Origin of the sequence: Neorhizobium sp. LMR1-1-1.1, assembly GCF_040675795.1 — a bacterium.
Classification (GTDB): Bacteria; Pseudomonadota; Alphaproteobacteria; order Rhizobiales; family Rhizobiaceae; genus Neorhizobium; species Neorhizobium cellulosilyticum.
The window spans coordinates 903,498-922,168 of the sequence record NZ_JBEGHE010000001.1; the positions used below are offsets into that span (position 1 = coordinate 903,498).

The 18,671-nt window shown below is 61.0% G+C and carries 19 protein-coding genes; 7 read left to right on the plus strand and 12 right to left on the minus strand.

Annotated features, from left to right (window positions below; all coding sequences use genetic code 11):
• Positions 1-61: 61 nt before the first annotated feature.
• Entirely contained in the window at positions 62-1,021 is a 960-nt protein-coding gene (locus MRBLMR1_RS04250; RefSeq protein ID WP_148145927.1) for a metallophosphoesterase family protein, read from the minus strand.
• Between the two features lie 65 nt (positions 1,022-1,086).
• Here MRBLMR1_RS04250 and MRBLMR1_RS04255 point away from each other — a divergent pair, with 65 nt between their 5' ends.
• Positions 1,087-1,575, plus strand: coding sequence for an NUDIX domain-containing protein (locus tag MRBLMR1_RS04255; protein ID WP_148145617.1), 489 nt, complete (start codon positions 1,087-1,089; stop codon positions 1,573-1,575).
• Between the two features lie 75 nt (positions 1,576-1,650).
• Here the strand turns inward: MRBLMR1_RS04255 and MRBLMR1_RS04260 are convergent, their stop codons facing one another.
• The gene (locus tag MRBLMR1_RS04260; protein ID WP_148145616.1) at positions 1,651-2,100 is read right to left on the minus strand and encodes a hypothetical protein; all 450 of its coding nucleotides are present in this window, start codon (positions 2,098-2,100) and stop codon (positions 1,651-1,653) included.
• A 188-nt stretch (positions 2,101-2,288) separates the two neighbouring features.
• Positions 2,289-3,272, minus strand: coding sequence for a glutathione S-transferase family protein (locus MRBLMR1_RS04265; protein ID WP_148145615.1), 984 nt, complete (start codon positions 3,270-3,272; stop codon positions 2,289-2,291).
• A gap of 300 nt (positions 3,273-3,572) precedes the next feature.
• Between MRBLMR1_RS04265 and MRBLMR1_RS04270 the strand changes: the two genes are divergently transcribed.
• Positions 3,573-4,073: a GNAT family N-acetyltransferase gene (locus MRBLMR1_RS04270; RefSeq protein ID WP_148145926.1), complete on the plus strand. Its 501-nt coding sequence runs from the start codon at positions 3,573-3,575 to the stop codon at positions 4,071-4,073.
• 70 nt (positions 4,074-4,143) lie between these two features.
• On the plus strand, positions 4,144-5,457 hold the full coding sequence (locus MRBLMR1_RS04275) for an MFS transporter (RefSeq protein WP_148145614.1): 1,314 nt from the start codon (positions 4,144-4,146) through the stop codon (positions 5,455-5,457).
• Between the two features lie 42 nt (positions 5,458-5,499).
• Here MRBLMR1_RS04275 and MRBLMR1_RS04280 read toward each other — a convergent pair whose 3' ends face one another.
• Positions 5,500-6,474, minus strand: a complete 975-nt coding sequence (locus tag MRBLMR1_RS04280; RefSeq protein ID WP_148145613.1) for an MBL fold metallo-hydrolase — start codon at positions 6,472-6,474, stop codon at positions 5,500-5,502.
• Positions 6,475-6,567: 93 nt separating this feature from the next.
• On the opposite strand from MRBLMR1_RS04280, the gene MRBLMR1_RS04285 reads away from it, so the two are divergent.
• Positions 6,568-7,554: a LysR substrate-binding domain-containing protein gene (locus tag MRBLMR1_RS04285; protein ID WP_148145612.1), complete on the plus strand. Its 987-nt coding sequence runs from the start codon at positions 6,568-6,570 to the stop codon at positions 7,552-7,554.
• Positions 7,555-7,557: 3 nt separating this feature from the next.
• On the opposite strand, the gene MRBLMR1_RS04290 is transcribed toward MRBLMR1_RS04285, so the two are convergent.
• The 6 genes from MRBLMR1_RS04290 to MRBLMR1_RS04315 are packed head-to-tail and all read right to left on the minus strand — an operon-like array spanning position 7,558 to position 15,306.
• Positions 7,558-7,971 (minus strand): GNAT family N-acetyltransferase, encoded by a 414-nt coding sequence (locus tag MRBLMR1_RS04290; RefSeq protein WP_148145611.1) that lies wholly within the window; start codon positions 7,969-7,971, stop codon positions 7,558-7,560.
• A 38-nt stretch (positions 7,972-8,009) separates the two neighbouring features.
• Positions 8,010-8,426 carry a GNAT family N-acetyltransferase gene (locus tag MRBLMR1_RS04295; protein ID WP_148145610.1) on the minus strand — a complete coding sequence of 139 codons (417 nt, stop codon included), beginning with the start codon at positions 8,424-8,426 and terminating at the stop codon, positions 8,010-8,012.
• Positions 8,427-8,428: 2 nt separating this feature from the next.
• Positions 8,429-10,495, minus strand: a complete 2,067-nt coding sequence (locus tag MRBLMR1_RS04300; protein ID WP_148145609.1) for a hypothetical protein — start codon at positions 10,493-10,495, stop codon at positions 8,429-8,431.
• A gap of 12 nt (positions 10,496-10,507) precedes the next feature.
• The gene (locus MRBLMR1_RS04305) at positions 10,508-13,351 is read right to left on the minus strand and encodes a DUF4159 domain-containing protein (RefSeq protein WP_500063724.1); all 2,844 of its coding nucleotides are present in this window, start codon (positions 13,349-13,351) and stop codon (positions 10,508-10,510) included.
• Complete coding sequence (locus MRBLMR1_RS04310) at positions 13,348-14,265, minus strand: DUF58 domain-containing protein (RefSeq protein ID WP_148145607.1); 918 nt, start codon at positions 14,263-14,265, stop codon at positions 13,348-13,350. The genes MRBLMR1_RS04305 and MRBLMR1_RS04310 overlap by 4 nt, the downstream gene beginning before the upstream one ends.
• 27 nt (positions 14,266-14,292) lie before the next feature.
• On the minus strand, positions 14,293-15,306 hold the full coding sequence (locus MRBLMR1_RS04315) for an AAA family ATPase (RefSeq protein WP_148145606.1): 1,014 nt from the start codon (positions 15,304-15,306) through the stop codon (positions 14,293-14,295).
• Between the two features lie 195 nt (positions 15,307-15,501).
• On the opposite strand from MRBLMR1_RS04315, the gene MRBLMR1_RS04320 reads away from it, so the two are divergent.
• From MRBLMR1_RS04320 to MRBLMR1_RS04330, 3 genes are read left to right on the plus strand one after another with little or no spacing between them, the layout of a single operon-like run.
• The gene (locus MRBLMR1_RS04320) at positions 15,502-16,125 is read left to right on the plus strand and encodes a DUF1285 domain-containing protein (protein WP_148145605.1); all 624 of its coding nucleotides are present in this window, start codon (positions 15,502-15,504) and stop codon (positions 16,123-16,125) included.
• Positions 16,122-16,772, plus strand: coding sequence for a CoA pyrophosphatase (locus tag MRBLMR1_RS04325; RefSeq protein WP_148145604.1), 651 nt, complete (start codon positions 16,122-16,124; stop codon positions 16,770-16,772). Before MRBLMR1_RS04320 ends, MRBLMR1_RS04325 begins: the two co-directional genes overlap by 4 nt.
• Positions 16,769-18,031, plus strand: a complete 1,263-nt coding sequence (locus MRBLMR1_RS04330; RefSeq protein WP_148145603.1) for a CCA tRNA nucleotidyltransferase — start codon at positions 16,769-16,771, stop codon at positions 18,029-18,031. The genes MRBLMR1_RS04325 and MRBLMR1_RS04330 overlap by 4 nt, the downstream gene beginning before the upstream one ends.
• A 61-nt stretch (positions 18,032-18,092) precedes the next feature.
• On the opposite strand, the gene MRBLMR1_RS04335 is transcribed toward MRBLMR1_RS04330, so the two are convergent.
• Positions 18,093-18,281, minus strand: coding sequence for a DUF1059 domain-containing protein (locus MRBLMR1_RS04335; protein ID WP_148145602.1), 189 nt, complete (start codon positions 18,279-18,281; stop codon positions 18,093-18,095).
• Positions 18,282-18,391: 110 nt separating this feature from the next.
• Positions 18,392-18,664: a hypothetical protein gene (locus MRBLMR1_RS04340; protein ID WP_148145601.1), complete on the minus strand. Its 273-nt coding sequence runs from the start codon at positions 18,662-18,664 to the stop codon at positions 18,392-18,394.
• Between the last annotated feature and the right edge of the window lie 7 nt (positions 18,665-18,671).

Genomic DNA, 18,671 nt, shown 5'->3' on the forward strand with positions numbered 1-18,671 from the left:
GAATGAATGCTTGAAGGTACTAACTATGAATCGATTGTGACGATTCTGCAACAAGCATCTCCTAACCTTGCAGAACTCTTGCCGCTTCCTCCACCGAGAACTGTAACGGTGCCTCACCGTAAAAGATCTTGGTCTCGTCGAGATGGATGCTGTCGCCGCTTTCGGTCAGTCCATAACGCTCGCAACTGAGGTTCCATGCTCCCGCCTTGCCGGACAGGTTGAAGAGGTTGTAGGCGGCGCGCGGCTTGTGTCCGCCGGGACCTTGTGAGGCCGAGGCGATGCCGACGACAGGCACCGGCCGATCATGGGTCTTCAGCCAGTAGACGGTGTTGAGATGTGTATGCCCATGCAGGATCAGTTCGGCGCCGCCGGTCGAAATGGCCGCGGCAAAGCGTCGGATGCCGATCATGCGTTTATGCGAGGATGCAGCTCCCTGGATCGGTGGATGATGGATCAGGACGACGCGGAACAGACCTTCCTCACCGGCCTTTTTCAAAAGATTGACTGTCTCGCGGGCCTGTCTCGGGCTGAAAAAGCCAGACGCGGAGAAGGGAGGTGTGGCGTTGGATGTCGAACAGCCAATGATAGCCAGCGGCCCGCGCTGGCGATAGGTTGGGAATATATGGTCGTCTTTCGGCCACTCGCCCGGGTCATCATCGCTTTTGATGAACGGGTACCAGGCCGCGACCGATTTATCATGGGCACCGGGTACGTAAGCGTCGTGGTTTCCGGGCACGACGGTCGTGTCTTCAGGATCTCCGATTGTGTCCAGCCATTCCCTTGCCAGTCGGGTCTCGATCTTGGTCGCAAGATTGACCAGATCACCGGTAATGAAGAGCTGATCGGGATGGCGGGTCTTGAGATCGCTCAGCAAAAGATCGAGTGTATTGACGAACAGATGCTTGCGCCGGTTTCGATGCCAGTTGATGAAGCCGGTGATACGCTTGGACATGAGTTCCCGAACCGACAGTTTCGGCAGCGGTCCCAGATGGATGTCGGAAATATGGGCGAATTTGAACATGGCCCAGACATAACGCACGAAACGGAAATTCGTTATGAAATTTACGCGAGCGGAGCGGAGAGCAGATGGGCGCTACCGGCATAGCTGAGATCGGGACATGGCGGACGCGTATCGTGGTCTGGCTGCTGCATCGTTTTTTCCTTGTTTCCCGCGGGATGACGATGGGTGTTCGCGCAGCCTGCTTCAACGCGCAGGGCGAGATCTTTCTGGTGCGTCATACCTATGTTCCGGGCTGGTATCTGCCGGGTGGCGGGATGGAACATCGCGAAACGGCGCTTGAGGCTTTGGTCAAGGAATTGCGAGAAGAGGGCAATCTGGTAATGACCGAAAAGCCCGATCTCCTGAACGTCTACTACAACCGCAGGGCCAGCAAGCGCGACCATGTGCTGTTTTACAGGGTCAATGTCGAGCAGACGGCTCCGCGTCTGCCCGACCGGGAGATTGCCGAAAGCGGGTTCTTTGCGCTGGACGCGCTGCCGGAGGACGTGACGGATGCGACGCTCAGGCGGCTGCGAGAGTTGAGCGGAGAGGCCGAGCGCGGGGATTTCTGGTGACGGGCCTGATTATCCGCCGCCTCGGAGCGGTTGTCCGAGACGGTGGGGGATGATGTTGTGGGCTTGCGATCGGCGTCAGCTTTTCAGAGCCGTATTGCACAGGCTCCAGTAACCACCACCTTTCTGGATCCACTTGAGGTCGCCGAGCGTGCCGTCGTCTTTGTTCTTGTGATAGGTGTCGACGCAGGTCTTGAGCCGGGCCTTGGCAGGCGTCTCGCTCGAATATTTCTTGTCGATCGCATTCGGGAAAACGACGCTCTTCGGGGCCTTGGTTGTTGCCTTTGCCGGCTCCTTCTCTGTCGTCGCGGCAACTTCCTTGTCGTCGGCTGCGTCTTCGGCGGCAGCGTCTGCGCCGCAGAACTTGGCGCGGTAGTCGTTCCATTTGACGTCCTTGGCGGAACCGTCAGCCTTGGCGGCCTGATACTTGACGCTGCATTCCTTCATTGTGAGTGCGGACGCCGGGGTCACGAAAGCTGCAGAGGCGAGCAGAGCAAAGGATGCAAGAATGATGGTGCGATTGGTCATTGGGGCCTCCAAGTGCATAATTGCGATCGGGGACTATGAACCGGCCATTTGCATTGTCAATAAATCTCTAAATTAGTAAAATTCAATCCAGTTTTGCGGCCCGGCCCATGCCGACGGTCTCTCAAGGCGAATATCTTTGTCGCGGCCAGGCGACCGGTCGGTGATGTTGGTGAAGACTACGGAGCGTTTCAGCCCCCAAGTCTCTCGCGACCATGAGCTGCCTCGAGATCCAGTGCTGGTCCGATAGGAACGATGCCGGTCGGATTGATGGTCTTGTGGCTGCCGTAGTAGTGGCCTTTGATATGGGCGAGGTTGCAAGTCTCGGCGATGCCGGGATGCTGATAAAGATCTCTTAAATATCCGGAAAGGTTCGGATAATCGGCAATGCGGCGAATGTTGCACTTGAAGTGGCCGACATAGACGGGATCGAAGCGCAAAAGCGTGGTGAACAGGCGCCAGTCGGCTTCGGTAATCTTGTCGCCGAACAGATAGCGGCTTGTTTCGAGGCGCCGATCCAGCGTGTCGAGCGTTTCGAACAGCGACTTGGCGGCTTCCTCGTAGGCTTCCTGTGACGTCGCAAATCCCGCCTTGTAGACGCCGTTATTGACCCGGTCGTAGACGATCGCGTTGAGTGAGTCGATTTCCTCGTGCAAGTCGGCGGGATAGAAATCGAGGTCCGAGCCGGTCAGGCCATCGAAGGCGCTGTTCATCATGCGGATGATTTCGGCGCTTTCATTCGAGACGATGGTATTCTGCTGCTTATCCCACAGAACTGGTACGGTCACGCGGCCGGAATAATGCGGATCGGCTTTGAGATAGACCTGATAGAGATAATCGGTGCCGAAGAGATCGTCGCCGGTTGCGCCGTCGCGGTTCTTGAATTCCCAGCCGTTTTCCAGCATCAGGTAATCGACCACCGAAACGGATATGAGGTCTTCCAGCTTCTTGAGCTTGCGGAAGATCAACGTGCGGTGTGCCCAGGGGCAGGCGTATGAGACGTAGAGATGATAACGTCCGGCTTCGGCCTTGAAACCGCCTTTACCGGATGGGCCAGCTGCGCCATCCGCAGTGACCCAGTTGCGAAACTGCGATTGCGATCGCTCGAAACGCCCCTTGGTTGCCTTCGTATCGTACCAGACATCCTGCCATTTGCCGTCAACGAGCCTGCCCATGGCGCTCTCCTTCTTGTTTCCCGGATAGATACGGCAAGGGCTTGAGATTGCGAGACGCAATTTTTCGAACAGTGCGTTTTTGCATTGGACGGGTGAAAAAAATCCTGCTAGTTGGCTTTTCACATTTTTGTGGGATACCTCAATTACATGACCGAAGCACGGGCACTGCGACGACGCTGAAGATCGACCAAGACGCCAGACGAGGCGTCATCGATTTCGCATGTCCTGTCCGCTCATTTTTACGGCTTCGGTTCTCCCATGTCTTCATCTGCCTCTCTGCACCTTGTCGCCCGGAAATCTCTGGCAAAGCACGATCTCGTCTATCTGACGGAAGACGCATCGCATGATGCGGCGATCGAGCTGATCAATGAGGAAGCTTTCGGGCCAGGCCGTCATGTGCGCGCCGCCGCGCGAATCCGCGAGCAGGGGCCGCATGACCGGTCGCTTTCCTTCATTTGTGCCGATGACGGCGAGACGATTGCTTCCGTTCGCATGACCCCGGTTCTGGCCGGCACGGTGAAGGGTCACATGCTCGGGCCGCTTGCCGTGCGGCCGACACACAAGAACATGGGCATCGGCCGGGAGTTGGTGCGGATCGCGATCGAAGCGGCAAAGCGCAAGGGTTCCGAAGGCGTGATCCTGATCGGCGATCCGCCCTATTACATGCCGCTCGGCTTCGAGAAGGTGGCCTATGACGCGCTGGCGTTTCCGGGGCCGGTCGATCCGGCGCGGGTGCTCGTCGTGCCGCTTGCCGAGGATGTGCATTCTCAGCTCAAAGGCGACATCTGCTGGCGTAAATAACGTAAATCAACTATGCATCTCGCATCGCCGGTAAATAGGGGAACCGGTGCCTCATGAAGAAGGCAGTGGGATGAGAGCAATTACGGTGGACGAGGCGCTCGACCGCGCCGGCGCTGGACGATACCAGCGTAGACTGATCGGGGTTTTTGGCCTCGTCTGGGCGGCCGATGCGATGCAGGTACTGGCTGTCGGGTTTACCGCGGCATCGATCGCCGCCAGCTTCGGGTTGACCATTCCCGAAGCCTTGCAGACCGGCAGCGTTTTCTTTCTCGGCATGTTTCTCGGTGCAATGGGATTCGGCCGCCTGGCGGACCGGATCGGCCGTCGTAATGTGCTGATCATCACCGTTTCCTGCGATGCGTTATTCGGCCTGCTTTCAGTTTTCGCACCCGACTTCACCATTCTCCTGATCCTCCGGTTCCTGACAGGCATTGCTGTCGGGGGCACACTTCCGGTCGATTACGCGATGATGTCGGAATTCCTGCCGGCGAAAAATCGCGGGCGCTGGCTGGTGGCGCTGGAAGGGTTCTGGGCGATCGGCACGCTGATTGTGGCACTTACTGCATGGATCGCGAGCGTCGCGGGCATGGCCGATGCCTGGCGTCTTATTTTTGCCGTGACCGCGCTGCCGGCGCTGATCGGGATAGGGATGCGTGTTCTCATCCCGGAATCGCCTATCTATCTTTTGCGCACGGGCCGAAATGCAGAAGCGCGAGAGGTGATGGACCGGATACTGACCGTCAATAACGGCAAGGGGCTCGCCGATGACGAAGAGATTGCCCCGCCGATGGCATTGGCGCGCGAAGGCATTTTCTCGCCCGCCTTGCGCCGAACCAGTGTCATCATCCTCGCCATCTGGTTTCTGGTGTCTGTCTCCTATTACGGCATTTTCACCTGGATGCCGGCGAAGCTCGCAAGCGAGGGCTTCGGCTTCGTTCGCGGTTACGGTTTTCTGGTTCTGGTGGCGCTTGCACAGATTCCCGGTTACGCACTGGCGGCCTACGGTGTTGAAAAATGGGGCCGCAAGCCGACGCTGACGGGCTTCTGCATCCTGTCTGCTGCCGGGTGCCTGCTTTTTGTACTCGGCTCCGGTTCTGTCGTCATCGGAACCTCGCTGCTCCTCATGAGCTTTGCGCTGCTTGGCACATGGGGCGCGCTTTACGCCTATACGCCGGAACTCTTCCCGACACGCTCGCGCGCCACTGGCATGGGGGCGGCCGGCGCGATGGCGCGTCTGGGCGGTCTGCTTGCACCTTCGGCGATGGTCTATGTGGTCAGCCACGGGTTCGGTCTGACGATCGGCATTTTTGCCGCTCTTCTTGCCTTGGCGGCCGTGGCGGCATTGATGATCCGGGTCGAGACGCGTGACGTCTCGCTCTCATGACGATTTCAGGCACCGCCTTGTCCGGCGGTGCCTGAATTACATTCAGTAATTGGCGCTGTAGAGCAGCGGTACCCAGTCGTAATTGGTCTCGTCCCGCCGAACGTGGCCGATGCCTGGGAAAGCGTGGTGCGCACCAGCGACCATATATTTCTGGTCAGCCGCTTCGGCAAAGGCAATCGCACGCGTAGCGGCCGCCTGTTTCTGGTCGACATCGAACTCGACAGCGATCTCCGGCCGATCATATTGCAGCACGTCGCCATGGGCGATATCGCCCCAAAAGACGATCTTCTCGCCCTTGCTTTCAATCGCTATGGCGCTGTGACCCGGCGTGTGGCCCTTGCGCAGGACGGATGTGAAGCCCGGAATGGGAGCGGCGTCATCCGCAAAGGTTTCGAATTTTCCCGCCGCGATATAGGGGCCGACGGCTGCCTCTGCCTGTGCGATCTGTGGGCCGAGACCCGGATCGGATTTCGCCGCAGCATCTGCTTTCAGCCAGAAGTTTGCCTCGCGCTCGTTGACGTGAAGCACGGCATTTTCGAATACGCGCTTGCCGTTCCTCGACAGGCCGCCGGAATGGTCGGCGTGGATATGGGTGAGGATGACATCATCGATTTCGCTCGCCTTGTAACCGGCCGCTTCTATGTTGGCGACAAGCTTGCCAAGCGATGGGCCCATCAGATCGCCGGTACCGGCATCGATCAGGACAAGGCGTTCGCCTGTGTTGACGAGAAAGGCATTCACAGAGGTTTCCGTCGGGTTTTTCTGGAAGTAACCGGCGAGATAGGCCTCGGCATCCTTCTCTTCTATGCCTTCATAGATCCTGGCCATGGGAAGCGCCACTGTGCCGTCCGACAGGGCGGTGACTTCGTAGTCGCCGAGCTTCAGGCGGTAGTAACCTGCCGCCTGCCTTCCGACGATTGGTGCTTTGGCCAGAACAGCCGAGGGAAGGGCGGCGATGGCACCGGCGGCGAATGTCAGGCTGGCTGAGGTTTTGAGGAGAGCGCGGCGGGTCTGCATGGAAGAACTCCAGGTTGGTATGAAAGGGTGGTCTTGAACTGACCTGGAGAGCACGTATGTATCATTGTATCAGCAAACAAATCGATGCGGCTCATGACTACTATCGATCATTTCAATCTGCGCTCTTTCGACCTCAACCTGCTCGTCGCCTTTGACGCTTTGATATCCGAGGGTAGCGTTACCAAGGCAGCGAAGCGGTTGAAGATCCAGCAGCCGGCGATGAGCCATTCGCTTTCGACCTTGCGTGTTCTGCTTCAGGACGAGTTGTTCATTCGCGTCGGTCAGGTGATGCAGCCGACATCACGCGCGCGAAGCCTTGCGGTGCCGGTGCGTCAGGCGTTGAAACAGGCACAGCTGGCGCTGAGCGGCGGGGATGCGTTCGATCCTGCAACCGAAGAGCGGACATTTCGTATCGCCATGTCGCCCGAGGTGGAGCTGCTGCTGATACCCGACCTTACGGCCCGTCTGCGGCGGCTTGCACCGGGCATCCGGGTTTTGGCGCGGGTGTTTCCGTATGAGGCGATGGATCCGTCATTCGAGGATGGCAGCATCGATCTTGCGGTCGGCTGTACCTATACGCAAACAAGCCGACGGTCTTTCGAGACGCTTTACAAGACCGAATTTGCCTGCTGCCACAATCCCGATCTGCTGACGCTGTCCAAGACTGTCGGCCTGGAGGCCTATCTTGCGGCAGAACATGCAACGATTTCCCAGAACGAGACGCTGCAGGGCTGCATCAAGGATGCGCTTGAGATTGCCGGCGTCGAACTCAATGTCGTTACCGCGGCACCCGGCTATATGTCGGTTCTTTCCGCGGCGCAGAGCAGTCCGCTGATTGCGACCGTGCCCAGCCGGATTGCCGAGCGTTACGCGCCGCTGCTCGGTCTGGATGTCAGTCCGCTGCCGGTATCTCTGAGTTTTCCGCCGGTCAACATGGTCTGGGCAAACCATGCGGATGGAGATCCTGCCAATGCATGGCTGCGGCAGCAGACACGGGATGTCTTTGCCTCCTCCGGTGTTCTTGACGACGACAGAAAACGTGCCTCGCGAATAGCGGAACCGGAGCTGGAGACCGCCTAAATTTCAGAACATTTTGGCGAGCCATGTCACCACATGCCCGCCGGAGAGAGCGTCGAGTTTGCCGATCTCTGTGTAACCGAGCTTCCGATAGAGGCCGAGTGCTGCCGGGTTCATCGTGTCGATATAACCGCCGATACAGCCACGCTTGCGGGCCTCGTCCTCGGACATGGCCAGCATGCGGGTGGCAAGGCCCTGACCGCGCAGGTTTTCCGGGATGTAGAGCATCGAGACGTAAAGCCAGCCGCGGCCGGTATAGCCGACGAGGCCGCCGCTGATTTCGCCACCGTCATCGTAAAGCGGGATTGTCAGTTCGCGACGGTTACTTTCGCCGAAGGTGGTGATGTTGAAGGCGCGCAGTTTCTGCAGGATTGCGTCTTCCTCCAGTGGCGCGATGCCTTCGGTCACTTTCAGTTCCATTCGGATGCACTCCTCCCAAAGAGGAGCGCATCGATAAACTAAAGCGTCTTTTTAAGGAAGGTGCGGGTGCGCTCGCCGACAAAGGCCGGCAGCTCTCCGAATATCTCGTAACCCTGGCGCTGATAGGCTTTGAGCGCCTTCGGGTTGAACGTGTCGATCCAGGCACCCCGGCACCCGCGACGACGAGCTTCGGTTTCCGCCTGCTGGAGAAGTGTTGCGGCCATGCCCTGGCCGCGCAGCTGTTCGGGAATGAACAGCAACTGGGTGAACAGCCAGCCCCAGGATGTGTAGCCCGAAAGGCCGCCGATGGTCTTTCCCTCTTCATCGCGGATGAGAACGGCAAGCGGGATACGATCGGCCGGGCCGACATCCTGTTCGTTATAGGATGTCAGGCTTTTCAGGATGGCATCGAGATCTTCGCCGGAAGGCGAGGCCGTGACGTCGATACGGGCCACAATCACCGTCCCTCGCGCCACCACATGGCAGCGACCGCAAAGAGGAGCGCCGAGAGGCCTGCGAAACCGGCAAACAGCGGCAGGCTGTTGACGCCGCGCAACACGCTCTCGTCGGTCATGCGGATCGACATGCGGTTGGGATTGCTGACGCGGATCTCGCCACGGACTGGCAGGATGTCCGGCAGGGTGATGTTTTCGCCGGAGGCGACGCGGGTAACGAGGCCGTGGGTCTTTTCCGCATAGGGTTTCAGCGTCTCTTCGGTCGAGATCATCGCCTTGAATTCAGGCGCATCGACTGCGCCGACATGGACGAGCGTCGAGAACTCGCCGTTCGACACCTGGAAGAGGCCGACCTCGTCCATGCGGCGCTCGAAGCGGTATTGCCCCGGTTCGGCTTGCGCCATGGCGATGGTTTCGGTGCGGCCGGAAGGGAAGCGGACTGTTGCCGGGCCGGGATCGTCGCCGATCGTCTGGCGGGTTGCCTCAAGCGTGCGGCCGGAGGAGCGGCCGGTGAGCGCCTCTTCCTCGAGTTCCGGCTCCTTCATCAGCCAGTGGGCGATGCGGCGATAGAGCGCCACATGCGGGCCGCCGCCTTCGAAACCACGCGCCCAGAGCCAGCCCTGATCGGACAAGAGCATGGCGACGCGGCCTTGGCCCTGGCGGTTCAGAACGAGAAGCGGACGCTTGCCGTCGCCTTCCATCACCGTCTGGCCGCGCGGCTGGTCGACATCGATGGTGCGGAACCAGCGGCCCCAGGCGGGCGGTGTCTGGCCGGAGCCATCAAGACCGCGTGTGACGGGGTGTTTTTGGCCGATTTCGGAGAGATGCGGGTAGAAACCTGCGCTATGGATCTCGCCGGTCGGCGAAGCGGGAAGCACCTGTTCGAGCGGGGTGAGTGCGATCGAATCCTCGCTTGCATGTTCCGGACCTGCTGCGATCAGCAGCGCGCCGCCATTCTGCACATATTGCGAGATGTAATCGTAATAGAGGATCGGCAGCACGCCGCGATGCTTGTAGCGGTCGAAGATGATCAGATCGAAATCCTTGATCTTTTCGACAAACAGTTCGCGGGTCGGGAAGGCGATCAGCGACAGTTCGTTGATCGGCGTGCCATCCTGCTTTTCCGGCGGGCGCAGAATGGTGAAGTGGACGAGATCGACTGAAGCGTCGGATTTCAACAGATTGCGCCATGCGCGCTCGCCGGCATGCGGTTCGCCGGAGACGAGCAGGACGCGCAGGTTCTGGCGAATGCCGTCGATGACATGGACGGCGCGATTGTTGGCGGTCGTCACTTCGCCGGGAAGCTCGTCGACGGAAAATTCCATGACATTGTTGCCGGCGCGCGGAACGGTGAAGGGGAAGGGCGTGTTGACGCCCGGCGAGGCGCGGAACGTAGCGATCTGGTCGCCGTTCATGCGCACGGTCACCTGGGCCGGCGTGTTGGTGGCGCGGCCGTCATCGACGACGCGCAGGGTCAGTTCCTGCTCCTCGTTGACGATGCCGAAGCGCGGGGCGCGGACGACTTCGACGCGGCGGTCGAATTCGTCCGGTTGTCCGGTGATCAGACCGTGGACGGGGGCGTTGAATCCCAGTTCCTGATTGGTACCGGGAAGGTCGTGGATCTGGCCGTCGGTGACAAAGACGGCGGCACCGAGGCGGGCCGGGGGCACGTCGGAGACGGCGGAGCGAAGAGCGGTGTAGAGGCGGGTCGAGGGCGTATCGCTATCCGGGTCGTCGGCCACTTCGACGATGCGGGTCTCGATATTCGGATAGCGGGCAAAGCGGTCGCGAAGTTCGGCCAGCGCCTCGTCGGTCTGGCGCTTGCGCTCATCCGTCTGCTGGCTCTGGGAGCGGTCGACGACGATCGGCACGATGGTCGAGAGCTGTTCACGGTCTTCCTGCAGCAGCGTCGGGTTGGCAAGGGCGAGAAGCAGGAAGGCGAGCGCCAGCGTGCGCAGGCTTGCACCACGGACGCGGCGCCAGAAGGCAAGCGCGCAGAGGGCGAGTGCAAGGACACCAAGTCCGATCAGGACAGGCCACGGGAAGAATGGCGAAAACTCAAGGGTCATCGATGCTCTTTCCTACTGGCCAAGCCGTTCGAGAAGGGCAGGGACGTGCACCTGGTCGGCCTTGTAGTTGCCGGTCAGCATGTACATCATGATGTTGACACCGGCGCGGTAGGCGTATTCGCGCTGCATGTCGTCCGGGGGGACGGTCGGCAGGACCGGTGCGCCCTGCTGGTCTACGGCCCATGCGCCGGCGAGATCGTTGCCGGTGATCATGATCGGCGAGACTCCGTCGCCGCCGGAGGAGACCTGGTTGGCGCTGTTGCGTGCATCCTGACGCGCCTCGACCCAAAGGGCGCTGCCATTGTAGCGGCCGGGAAAGTTGGTCAGCAGGTAGAATGACCGCGCGAGGACGTGGTTTTCCGGCACGGGTTCCAATGGCGGAATGTCGATATTGGCAAGGATCTGCTGCAGTCGTTCGCCATTGGGCGTGCTGCCGCCACCGCCGAGCGAGGAATACTGGTCGCGGGTATCGAAGAGCACGGTGCCGCCGTTGCGCATATAGGCGTCGATGCGCGAGATCGCGGCCTGCGAGGGCATCGGCGCATTGGCGGAAATCGGCCAGTAGATGATCGGGTAGAAAGAGAGTTCATCCCTGGTGATATCGAGGCCGACAGGCGCGCCGGGCTCCAGTGTCGTGCGGTAGGTGAGGAATTCGGTCAGGCCCGCAAGTCCCTGTTCGGAAATGCGATCGACATCGGCCTCGCCGGTCGTGACATAGGCGAGATGGGTCGTATCGAGATGTTCGAGGATCTGTTCGTCGCCGGCTTTCGCACCGCTGCCTTCCGGCATTTCCTGTGCGGAAACCGGGTGAGGCTGGAATGCGAGCAGGCCAAAGGCGATGGCGGCAACTGCGGCTGCTGCGGCACCAGAGCTGCGGCGTGATCCCTTTGGCAGGCGCGAGAAGGCGCCGTTGATGAAGAGCACGATCAGGCTGTCGAGAATGAGCATGGCGAAGGCGGCCACGAACAATGCAGGGCGCAAGGAGACCGCTTCACCACCAGCGAGACCTTCACGCGTGACGGCGCGGCCGATCGGGGCGGGATCGAAGGCTGAAAGTTCTGCGCCGGGCGGCAACAGGTTGACTGCGGAAAAACCGTCTTCGGTGCCGTAAAGACCCGGAGGATGGTCGAAGGTGGCAGACGGCGTTTCGCCGGCGCGGATCATGATCGGGCGGACACCGCTGGTCTCGGTCGAGAGCAGGCCGTCGGCAGTCAGCAGGCGATAGGCGGGGAGCGTTGCTGCTGCGTTTTCGGAACCTGCGGATGCGGTGGTCGCACCGCCAGCGCGGGCTATCTGGACGACACGGCGCAGCATTTCAACGAAATTGCCAGAGAGCGGCAGGTTCGACCATGTGGCTTCGGCGCTGGTGTGGAAGAGAACGAGGCGACCGGCATCGACATCACGGGTGGTCACAAGCGGCGTGCCATCGGCAAGGCTTGCCCAGGTGCGCTCGGCAAGATCCGGCGTCGGTTCGGCAAGAACCTGGCGGGTGACGGTGATATCGGTTGCGCGCGGCATGCCGGCGAAGGGGCCGAAGGTCGGGAAGTCCGCCAGCGACTGTGGCTCCGACCAGGACATCGCGCCACCGAGTGCACGTTCGCCCTGACGCAGCCTCACCGGCACAAGCGGATCATCGGCAGGGGCGGCTGCAAGACGTGGACCCGCAAACCGGATCAGCGTGCCGCCGCGGGCGATCCAGCGCTCCAGAGGCTCATAGGTTTCGGCCGGAAGGCGGCCGACATCGGCCATGATGATGGCAGACGGGTTGTTTTCCAGGATCTGCGGGATCGCGACCGCAAGGTCCGCCGTATTCGTCTGGATGATATCGGCATAGGGCGAAAGCGCCCGATTGATATAATAGAGCGGCTGCAGAAGCGGCTGGAAATCACTGCCGCTTTCCCCGGAAATCAGCGCGATACGGCGGCGCTTGAAGCCGTCGTCGAGCAGATGGGTAGCGCCGGCAGTGGCGAGACCCTCGACGCTCAGCCGGGCGAAATCGTTGCGCAGTTCAAAAGGTGCAGAGATTTCAGCCGTCGCGGTGCCGGAACCGGCTGCGAAATCGACTGTGCCGGAGGCGAGCGAGCGGCCTTGCTGGTCGAGTGCATTGACCGTCAGCTGTTGCGGAGCGGTGGTATCTAGGCGGGTGGCGGTGACGGCCATCGTCTCGGAATTGTTGATGGCGCCGGTGAGTGCGACAGCGCCGCGACCGTCACCCTGATAGAGACGGACGTCATTGGGCGCGAAGGCGGCAAGGGCCGTCATCGCGTCATTGTCTCCGGGTGCAGCGATGCTGTCGGAAATCAGCGCCACCGTGCCGAGCGGGTTTCCGTCGAGCGCTTCCTGCAGGGTGCGGATGGCGCGCAGGCGATCGGGAACGAGCGGTTTCGGCTCGGCAGCGGCAAGCTTGTCGCGGGCGGCAGACGCAGTGCCGGCAGTGGGCTCGTTATTCGTGTCGGCGGTGAAGGTCAGCGAGACCGGAACGTCGGCGCTTTCAGCCTCGTCGATCAGCATGGTGGCGGTTTCGACGCGGCGTTCCCAGTCGACCGAGCTCGACCAGCCATTGTCGATGACGAGCGCCAGCGGGCCATTGGCATTGAGCGAACTGGCGCGCGGGTTCATGACCGGATCGGCAATCGCAAAAATGACCGCGGCGGCAAGCAGCATGCGCAGAAGCGTTAGCCACCAAGGGCTCTGGGCCGGGGTTTCCTCGCGCTTCAGGACTGTTGCGAGGATGCGAAGCGGTGGAAAGACCTCCGCTTTCGGGCGCGGCGGCGTGAGCCTGAGCAGCCACCAGATGACCGGCAGCGACAGCAGGCCGAAGAGGATGAGCGGATTGGCGAAGGCAAGCGCGTTCATGTGCGGCCTCCCGGGAATGTCGCGGGCATGCCGGACAGCTGGCCGTGGACCGCGACCAGCGCTTCTGAGGCGAGATGATCGGTGCGGTGGAAGGTAAAACTCCAGCCGAGACGGCGCAGACCTTCGCCCAGCGCTTCACGGCGGGCGAGATAGGCGCGCTGATAATCGTCGCGGATCATTTCGGCGCGGCCGGAGGTGAGCTTTTCGCCGGTCTCAGGATCGGTAAATTCGGTGCGGCCGGTATAGGGAAAGGTTTCTTCGGCGGGGTCGGCGACTTCGATGACATGGCCGCGCAGGCCGCGTTTTCCAAGCGGCGAGATGCGTGACATGACGCTGTCGGCATCATCGAGAAAATCGCCGATCAGGACGATATCGCTCTGGCCTCTTATCATCGAGGTTTCCGGCAGGCCGGTGGTGAGCGGCGCATGCATGATCGAGGTCGCCAGCCGCTCCGCAGCGTTGCGGGCAGAGACCGGCTCCATGATGCCGGGACACCCGATGCGCTCACCGGAGCGGGCAAGGATTTCGGCCAGCGCCAGCATCAGCACCAGCGCGCGGCTTTCCTTCGAGACCATGGCGAAGGTGGACTTGTACATCATCGACGGCGACATGTCGGCCCAGAGCCAGATCGTGTGGGCAGCTTCCCATTCACGGTCGCGGACATAGGTATGGTCGTCGCGGGCCGAGCGGCGCCAGTCGATGCGCGACAGGCTCTCGCCTTCGGCATAGGGGCGGAATTGCCAGAAGTTCTCGCCCATGCCGCGCTTGCGCCGGCCATGCCAGCCGGCAATCACGGTGTTGGCGATGCGCTTTGCTTCCACCATGCAGTCGGGCACGAGTGCCGCACGCGCCTGGGCGCGGGAGAGGACTTCACTGCTGGGTGTCTGCTCGACGATCTGGCCGATTGATGCCACGCATTGTCCTTTCGAAAGGCCGGGATCTTATCCGCGGGCCTGCTTCACAAGTCCGGCGATCACGTCGCGTACCGACATGCCTTCAGCACGGGCGGCGAAATTCAAGGCCATGCGGTGTTCCAGCACCGGCTCGGCCAGCGCGTAGATATCGTCGAGCGAGGGAGCGAGGCGACCCTGATAGAGTGCGCGGGCGCGAGCGGTCAGCATCAACGACTGGCCGGCGCGTGGGCCAGGACCCCATGCGACATGCCGGTCGGTATCGGCATTGCCGTGGCCGGGGCGGGCGGAGCGGACAAGCGACAGGATCGCGTCGACCACCTTGTCCGAGACCGGCATCTGGCGGATCAGCATCTGGATTTCCTGCAGGCGGGCGCTGTCGATGACGCCGCGCGGCTTGGCTTCGGCAAGACCGGTGGTGCCGAGCAGGATTTGCCGTTCTGCATCAAGGTCAGGATAGAGGACATCGACCTGCAGCAGGAAGCGGTCGAGCTGGGCTTCCGGCAGCGGATAGGTGCCTTCCTGTTCCAGCGGGTTCTGAGTTGCCAGAACATGGAACGGGGCGGGGAGATCGAAACGCTGGCCGGCGACCGTGATGTGATATTCCTGCATGGACTGCAGCAGTGCCGACTGGGTGCGCGGCGAGGCGCGGTTGATTTCGTCGGCCATCAGCAGCTGAGCGAAGATCGGGCCTTTGATGAAGCGGAAGGAGCGGCGACCGGTTTCGTCCGTATCCATGACTTCCGAGCCGAGAATATCGGACGGCATCAGGTCGGGCGTGAACTGGATGCGGTTGGAATCAAGGCCGAGAACCGTGCCGAGCGTGGTGACGAGCTTTGTCTTGGCAAGGCCCGGAACGCCGACGAGCAGGGCGTGGCCGCCGGACAGGACGGCGAGAAGCGTGTTTTCCACCACCCGTTCCTGGCCGAAAATGACCTTGGCGATTTCCTCGCGGACGGCGGCGATATCGGACAGCGCCTTTTCGGCGGCAGCGACGATTGCCTTCTCGTCAAGAACGGCCTCGGTTGGATTCATCACGCCCATGTCGTTCTCCATAATCAAGGTCGATATTCATCTGCCGGTCGGGTGTCTGCCCACAGCACGAGTCGTTGCACCGCAGCAAGTACATTAGCCTCAGAAACTATTACCCGAAATAAGGCTGACAAGCTCGTTCCGAATGACTATCTCGTGAGGAATGATCGCGACGGTCAACGATTAATTTCGAACCGGGACTGAATGATGGCAGCAGAGACGATAAATTCGGCGCCCGACGCCGCCGGCCTTGCGGCCCTGATTTCGCGCGCTGCCGAGCAATCGGGAGGCAAAAGTCGCGGATTGCCGCCGGTGGAGAAGTGGAATCCGCCCTTTTGCGGTGATCTAGACATGGAAATCCGGACTGACGGCACATGGTTCTATATGGGAACGCCGATTGGTCGGGCGCCGCTTGTGCGGCTGTTTTCGACCGTCTTGCGCAAGGATGACGACGGCAGAACCTATCTCGTCACGCCTGTGGAAAAGGTCGGAATCCGCGTCGCCGATGCACCGTTCGTGGCGGTCGAGATGCAGGCGGGAGAGCGAGATGGCGCCCCGCTGATCACATTTCGCACCAATGTCGGGGATGTCGTCGAAGTCGATGCTGTCCATCCCCTGCGGTTCGAGATTGTTGGTGAAGAGCGGCAGTTGAAGCCCTATGTGCTCGTTCGTGGGCGGCTGGACGCGCTGGTCTCGAGAGCGATGATGTATGAGCTGGTCGCGCTCGGTGAGACGGTCACGATCGATGGGATAGAGATGTTTGCCGTTCGTTCAGCGGGCAAAGTCTTTCCGATCATGCGTGCGGATGAACTGGAGCGGCTGGCATCATGAGTGACCTGACCATCGATGAGACAGCACCGTTTTCAGCCGGAGAATTCCGTCGCCGGGCGCTGCATCAAAGCGGCAGGCCGCTCGATGCGGCCTGGGGGGATCACGGCGATCATCGGCTCAATCCGCAGTTCGTTCAGTCGGCGCGCGATCTCAAGCTGCGCGATGCGGCGGTGCTTGTACCGGTCGTCGATGATGGAAACGAGGCGAAGATCATCCTGACGCAGCGGACGGCAAGTCTGCGCAAACATTCTGGCCAGATCGCCTTTCCGGGCGGTGCCATCGATCCCGAGGATGCTTCGCCAGAACAGGCAGCGCTGCGCGAGGCGCGCGAGGAGATCGGGCTTGATCCCCGTTTTGTCGAGCCATTGGCGCGGCTGCCGAACTATTATGCGCCATCGGGTTTTCGCATCACGCCGGTGCTTTCCGTGGTCAGGCGCGGTTTCGAGCTGACGCTCAACCCGACCGAGGTGGACGATGTATTCGAGGTGCCGCTGTCGTTTCTGATGAACGCGGCCAACCATCAGCAGGGCAGCCGCCAGTTCAATGGTACGGAGCGGCATTTTTACCTGATGCCCTATGAGGACCGGAATATTTGGGGGATTACCGCCGGTATCCTCCGCACGCTTTATGAAAGGCTTTATGCATGACTTCTGTGGCTGGCGAGACCTGGTTTCAGGACACGGCCCTGCAACGTGTGATGGCGCTGCTGAATTCCGATGGTGGCGAGGCGCGGGTCGCAGGCGGCGCCGTGCGCAATGCGCTGATGGGGCTTGCTGTCGCCGATGTCGATATCGCGACGACGCTTAGGCCAGAAGTGGTGGTCGAGCGGGCGAAGGCTGCCGGTATCAAGGCCGTGCCGACGGGCATCGAGCATGGCACGGTGACCCTGGTTCTTGACGGTCGCGGTTTTGAGGTGACGACGCTGAGACGGGATGTCGAGACCAACGGACGCCATGCCGTGGTCGAGTTCGGCACCGACTGGACGGCGGATGCCGAACGGCGCGACCTGACGATCAATGCGCTTTATGCGGATGCCAAGGGCGAGGTGATCGATCTCGTCGAGGGGCTGAAGGATATAGAGACGCGCACGGTGCGTTTTATCGGTGACGCCAGCCAGCGGATCGCGGAGGATCATCTGCGTATCCTGCGGTTCTTCCGGTTCTTTGCCTATTACGGTTCGGGTCGGCCGGATGCGGATGGCTTGCGTGCCTGCGCGCGCGCCAAGGACATGCTTTCGAGCCTTTCGGCCGAGCGCGTCTGGACCGAAACGAAGAAGCTGCTCGGGGCACCCGATCCGTCACGGGCCATGCTCTGGATGCGACAGTCCGGCGTTTTGACGGCAATCCTGCCGGAGACGGAGAAATGGGGCATTGACGGCATTCACGCTCTCGTTGCTGGTGAACGTGCGATCGGCTGGAAGCCAGAGCCGCTGTTGCGGCTGTCGGCGATCGTGCCGCCGGATGTCGAGCGGCTCGAAGCGCTTGCAAAGCGGCTGAGATTGTCGAATGCCGACGCGTTGAAGCTGCAACAATGGGCGGCAACGCCCATGCCACCGGATGAGGTAACGGATGTCGGTTTCGCACGGCTTCTCTACCGGCATGACCGGCTTGGCATGATATTCCGATTGAAACTGGCGCTTGCTTCGACCAGGGCGGTCGCCGAGGGCGATCCGGTGGCTATGCGCAAGAGCGCGAGGCTTTCTCAGCTTCTGTCCAAGGCAGAAAAATACCAGAAACCGGTCTTTCCGCTTTCGGGGGGCGATGTAATCGCTGCGGGCGTTCCGGCTGGAAAACGGGTTGGCGAGATACTCAAAGAGCTTGAGGAGTTCTGGATCAGCCGCAACTTTTTGCCCGAGCGGCCCGAACTGGCCGCCCGGTTGGCGAATATGGCCAGCGGCCAAAGCTAACCGCTAAGCCTTCAAGCAAGTCGCCGTCGCCAAATCGCTGCACCATCTTGCGCGGCCTGTTTCAGGCTGGCGCGATCTCCTCGTTGCGGATACGTGCCTTGATGTTTTCCACCATGTTTTCGCGGATTATCTGTTCACCGTGATCGCTTCGCATATGCGCGACGGCGCGGCGCACGATCTCCGCGTCTTCTTCCGCGCGCGTGTGCCATTGGCAGCCGGGCACAAGCGTACCGCATTCAAAAAGCCGCATGGCCTTTACCTCCCTATGGTTGATGTCGGCCGCCCCGCATCGGGCGACCGAGAATAAACCGTCAGAATGCGTTGAGGTTCCGAAGCAAGGTCTCTGGTCAAGGACCAGAGCTAATCCCGGATGGCCCAGGACTGGAAAACCGAACCCGCTGGCGGGTTGACGGGCATCGACGGGTTCTCATCGGTTGCCGATGCATCCGGCTTGAAGCCGGCCAACTGGCGCTTCACCTGCGCAATGCAGAAGGAAAGAGGGAGTTCACCCCCGCTTTTTACCCGCATCTCCGTTGCAAGACGGTCAATGAGTTCGGACTTGCTTGGTGTTTTGGAGTTTGCGTCGCCTTCAACGGGGGCGACGGATCGAGGCATGCTATTCGATGTAGTCATCGGATAC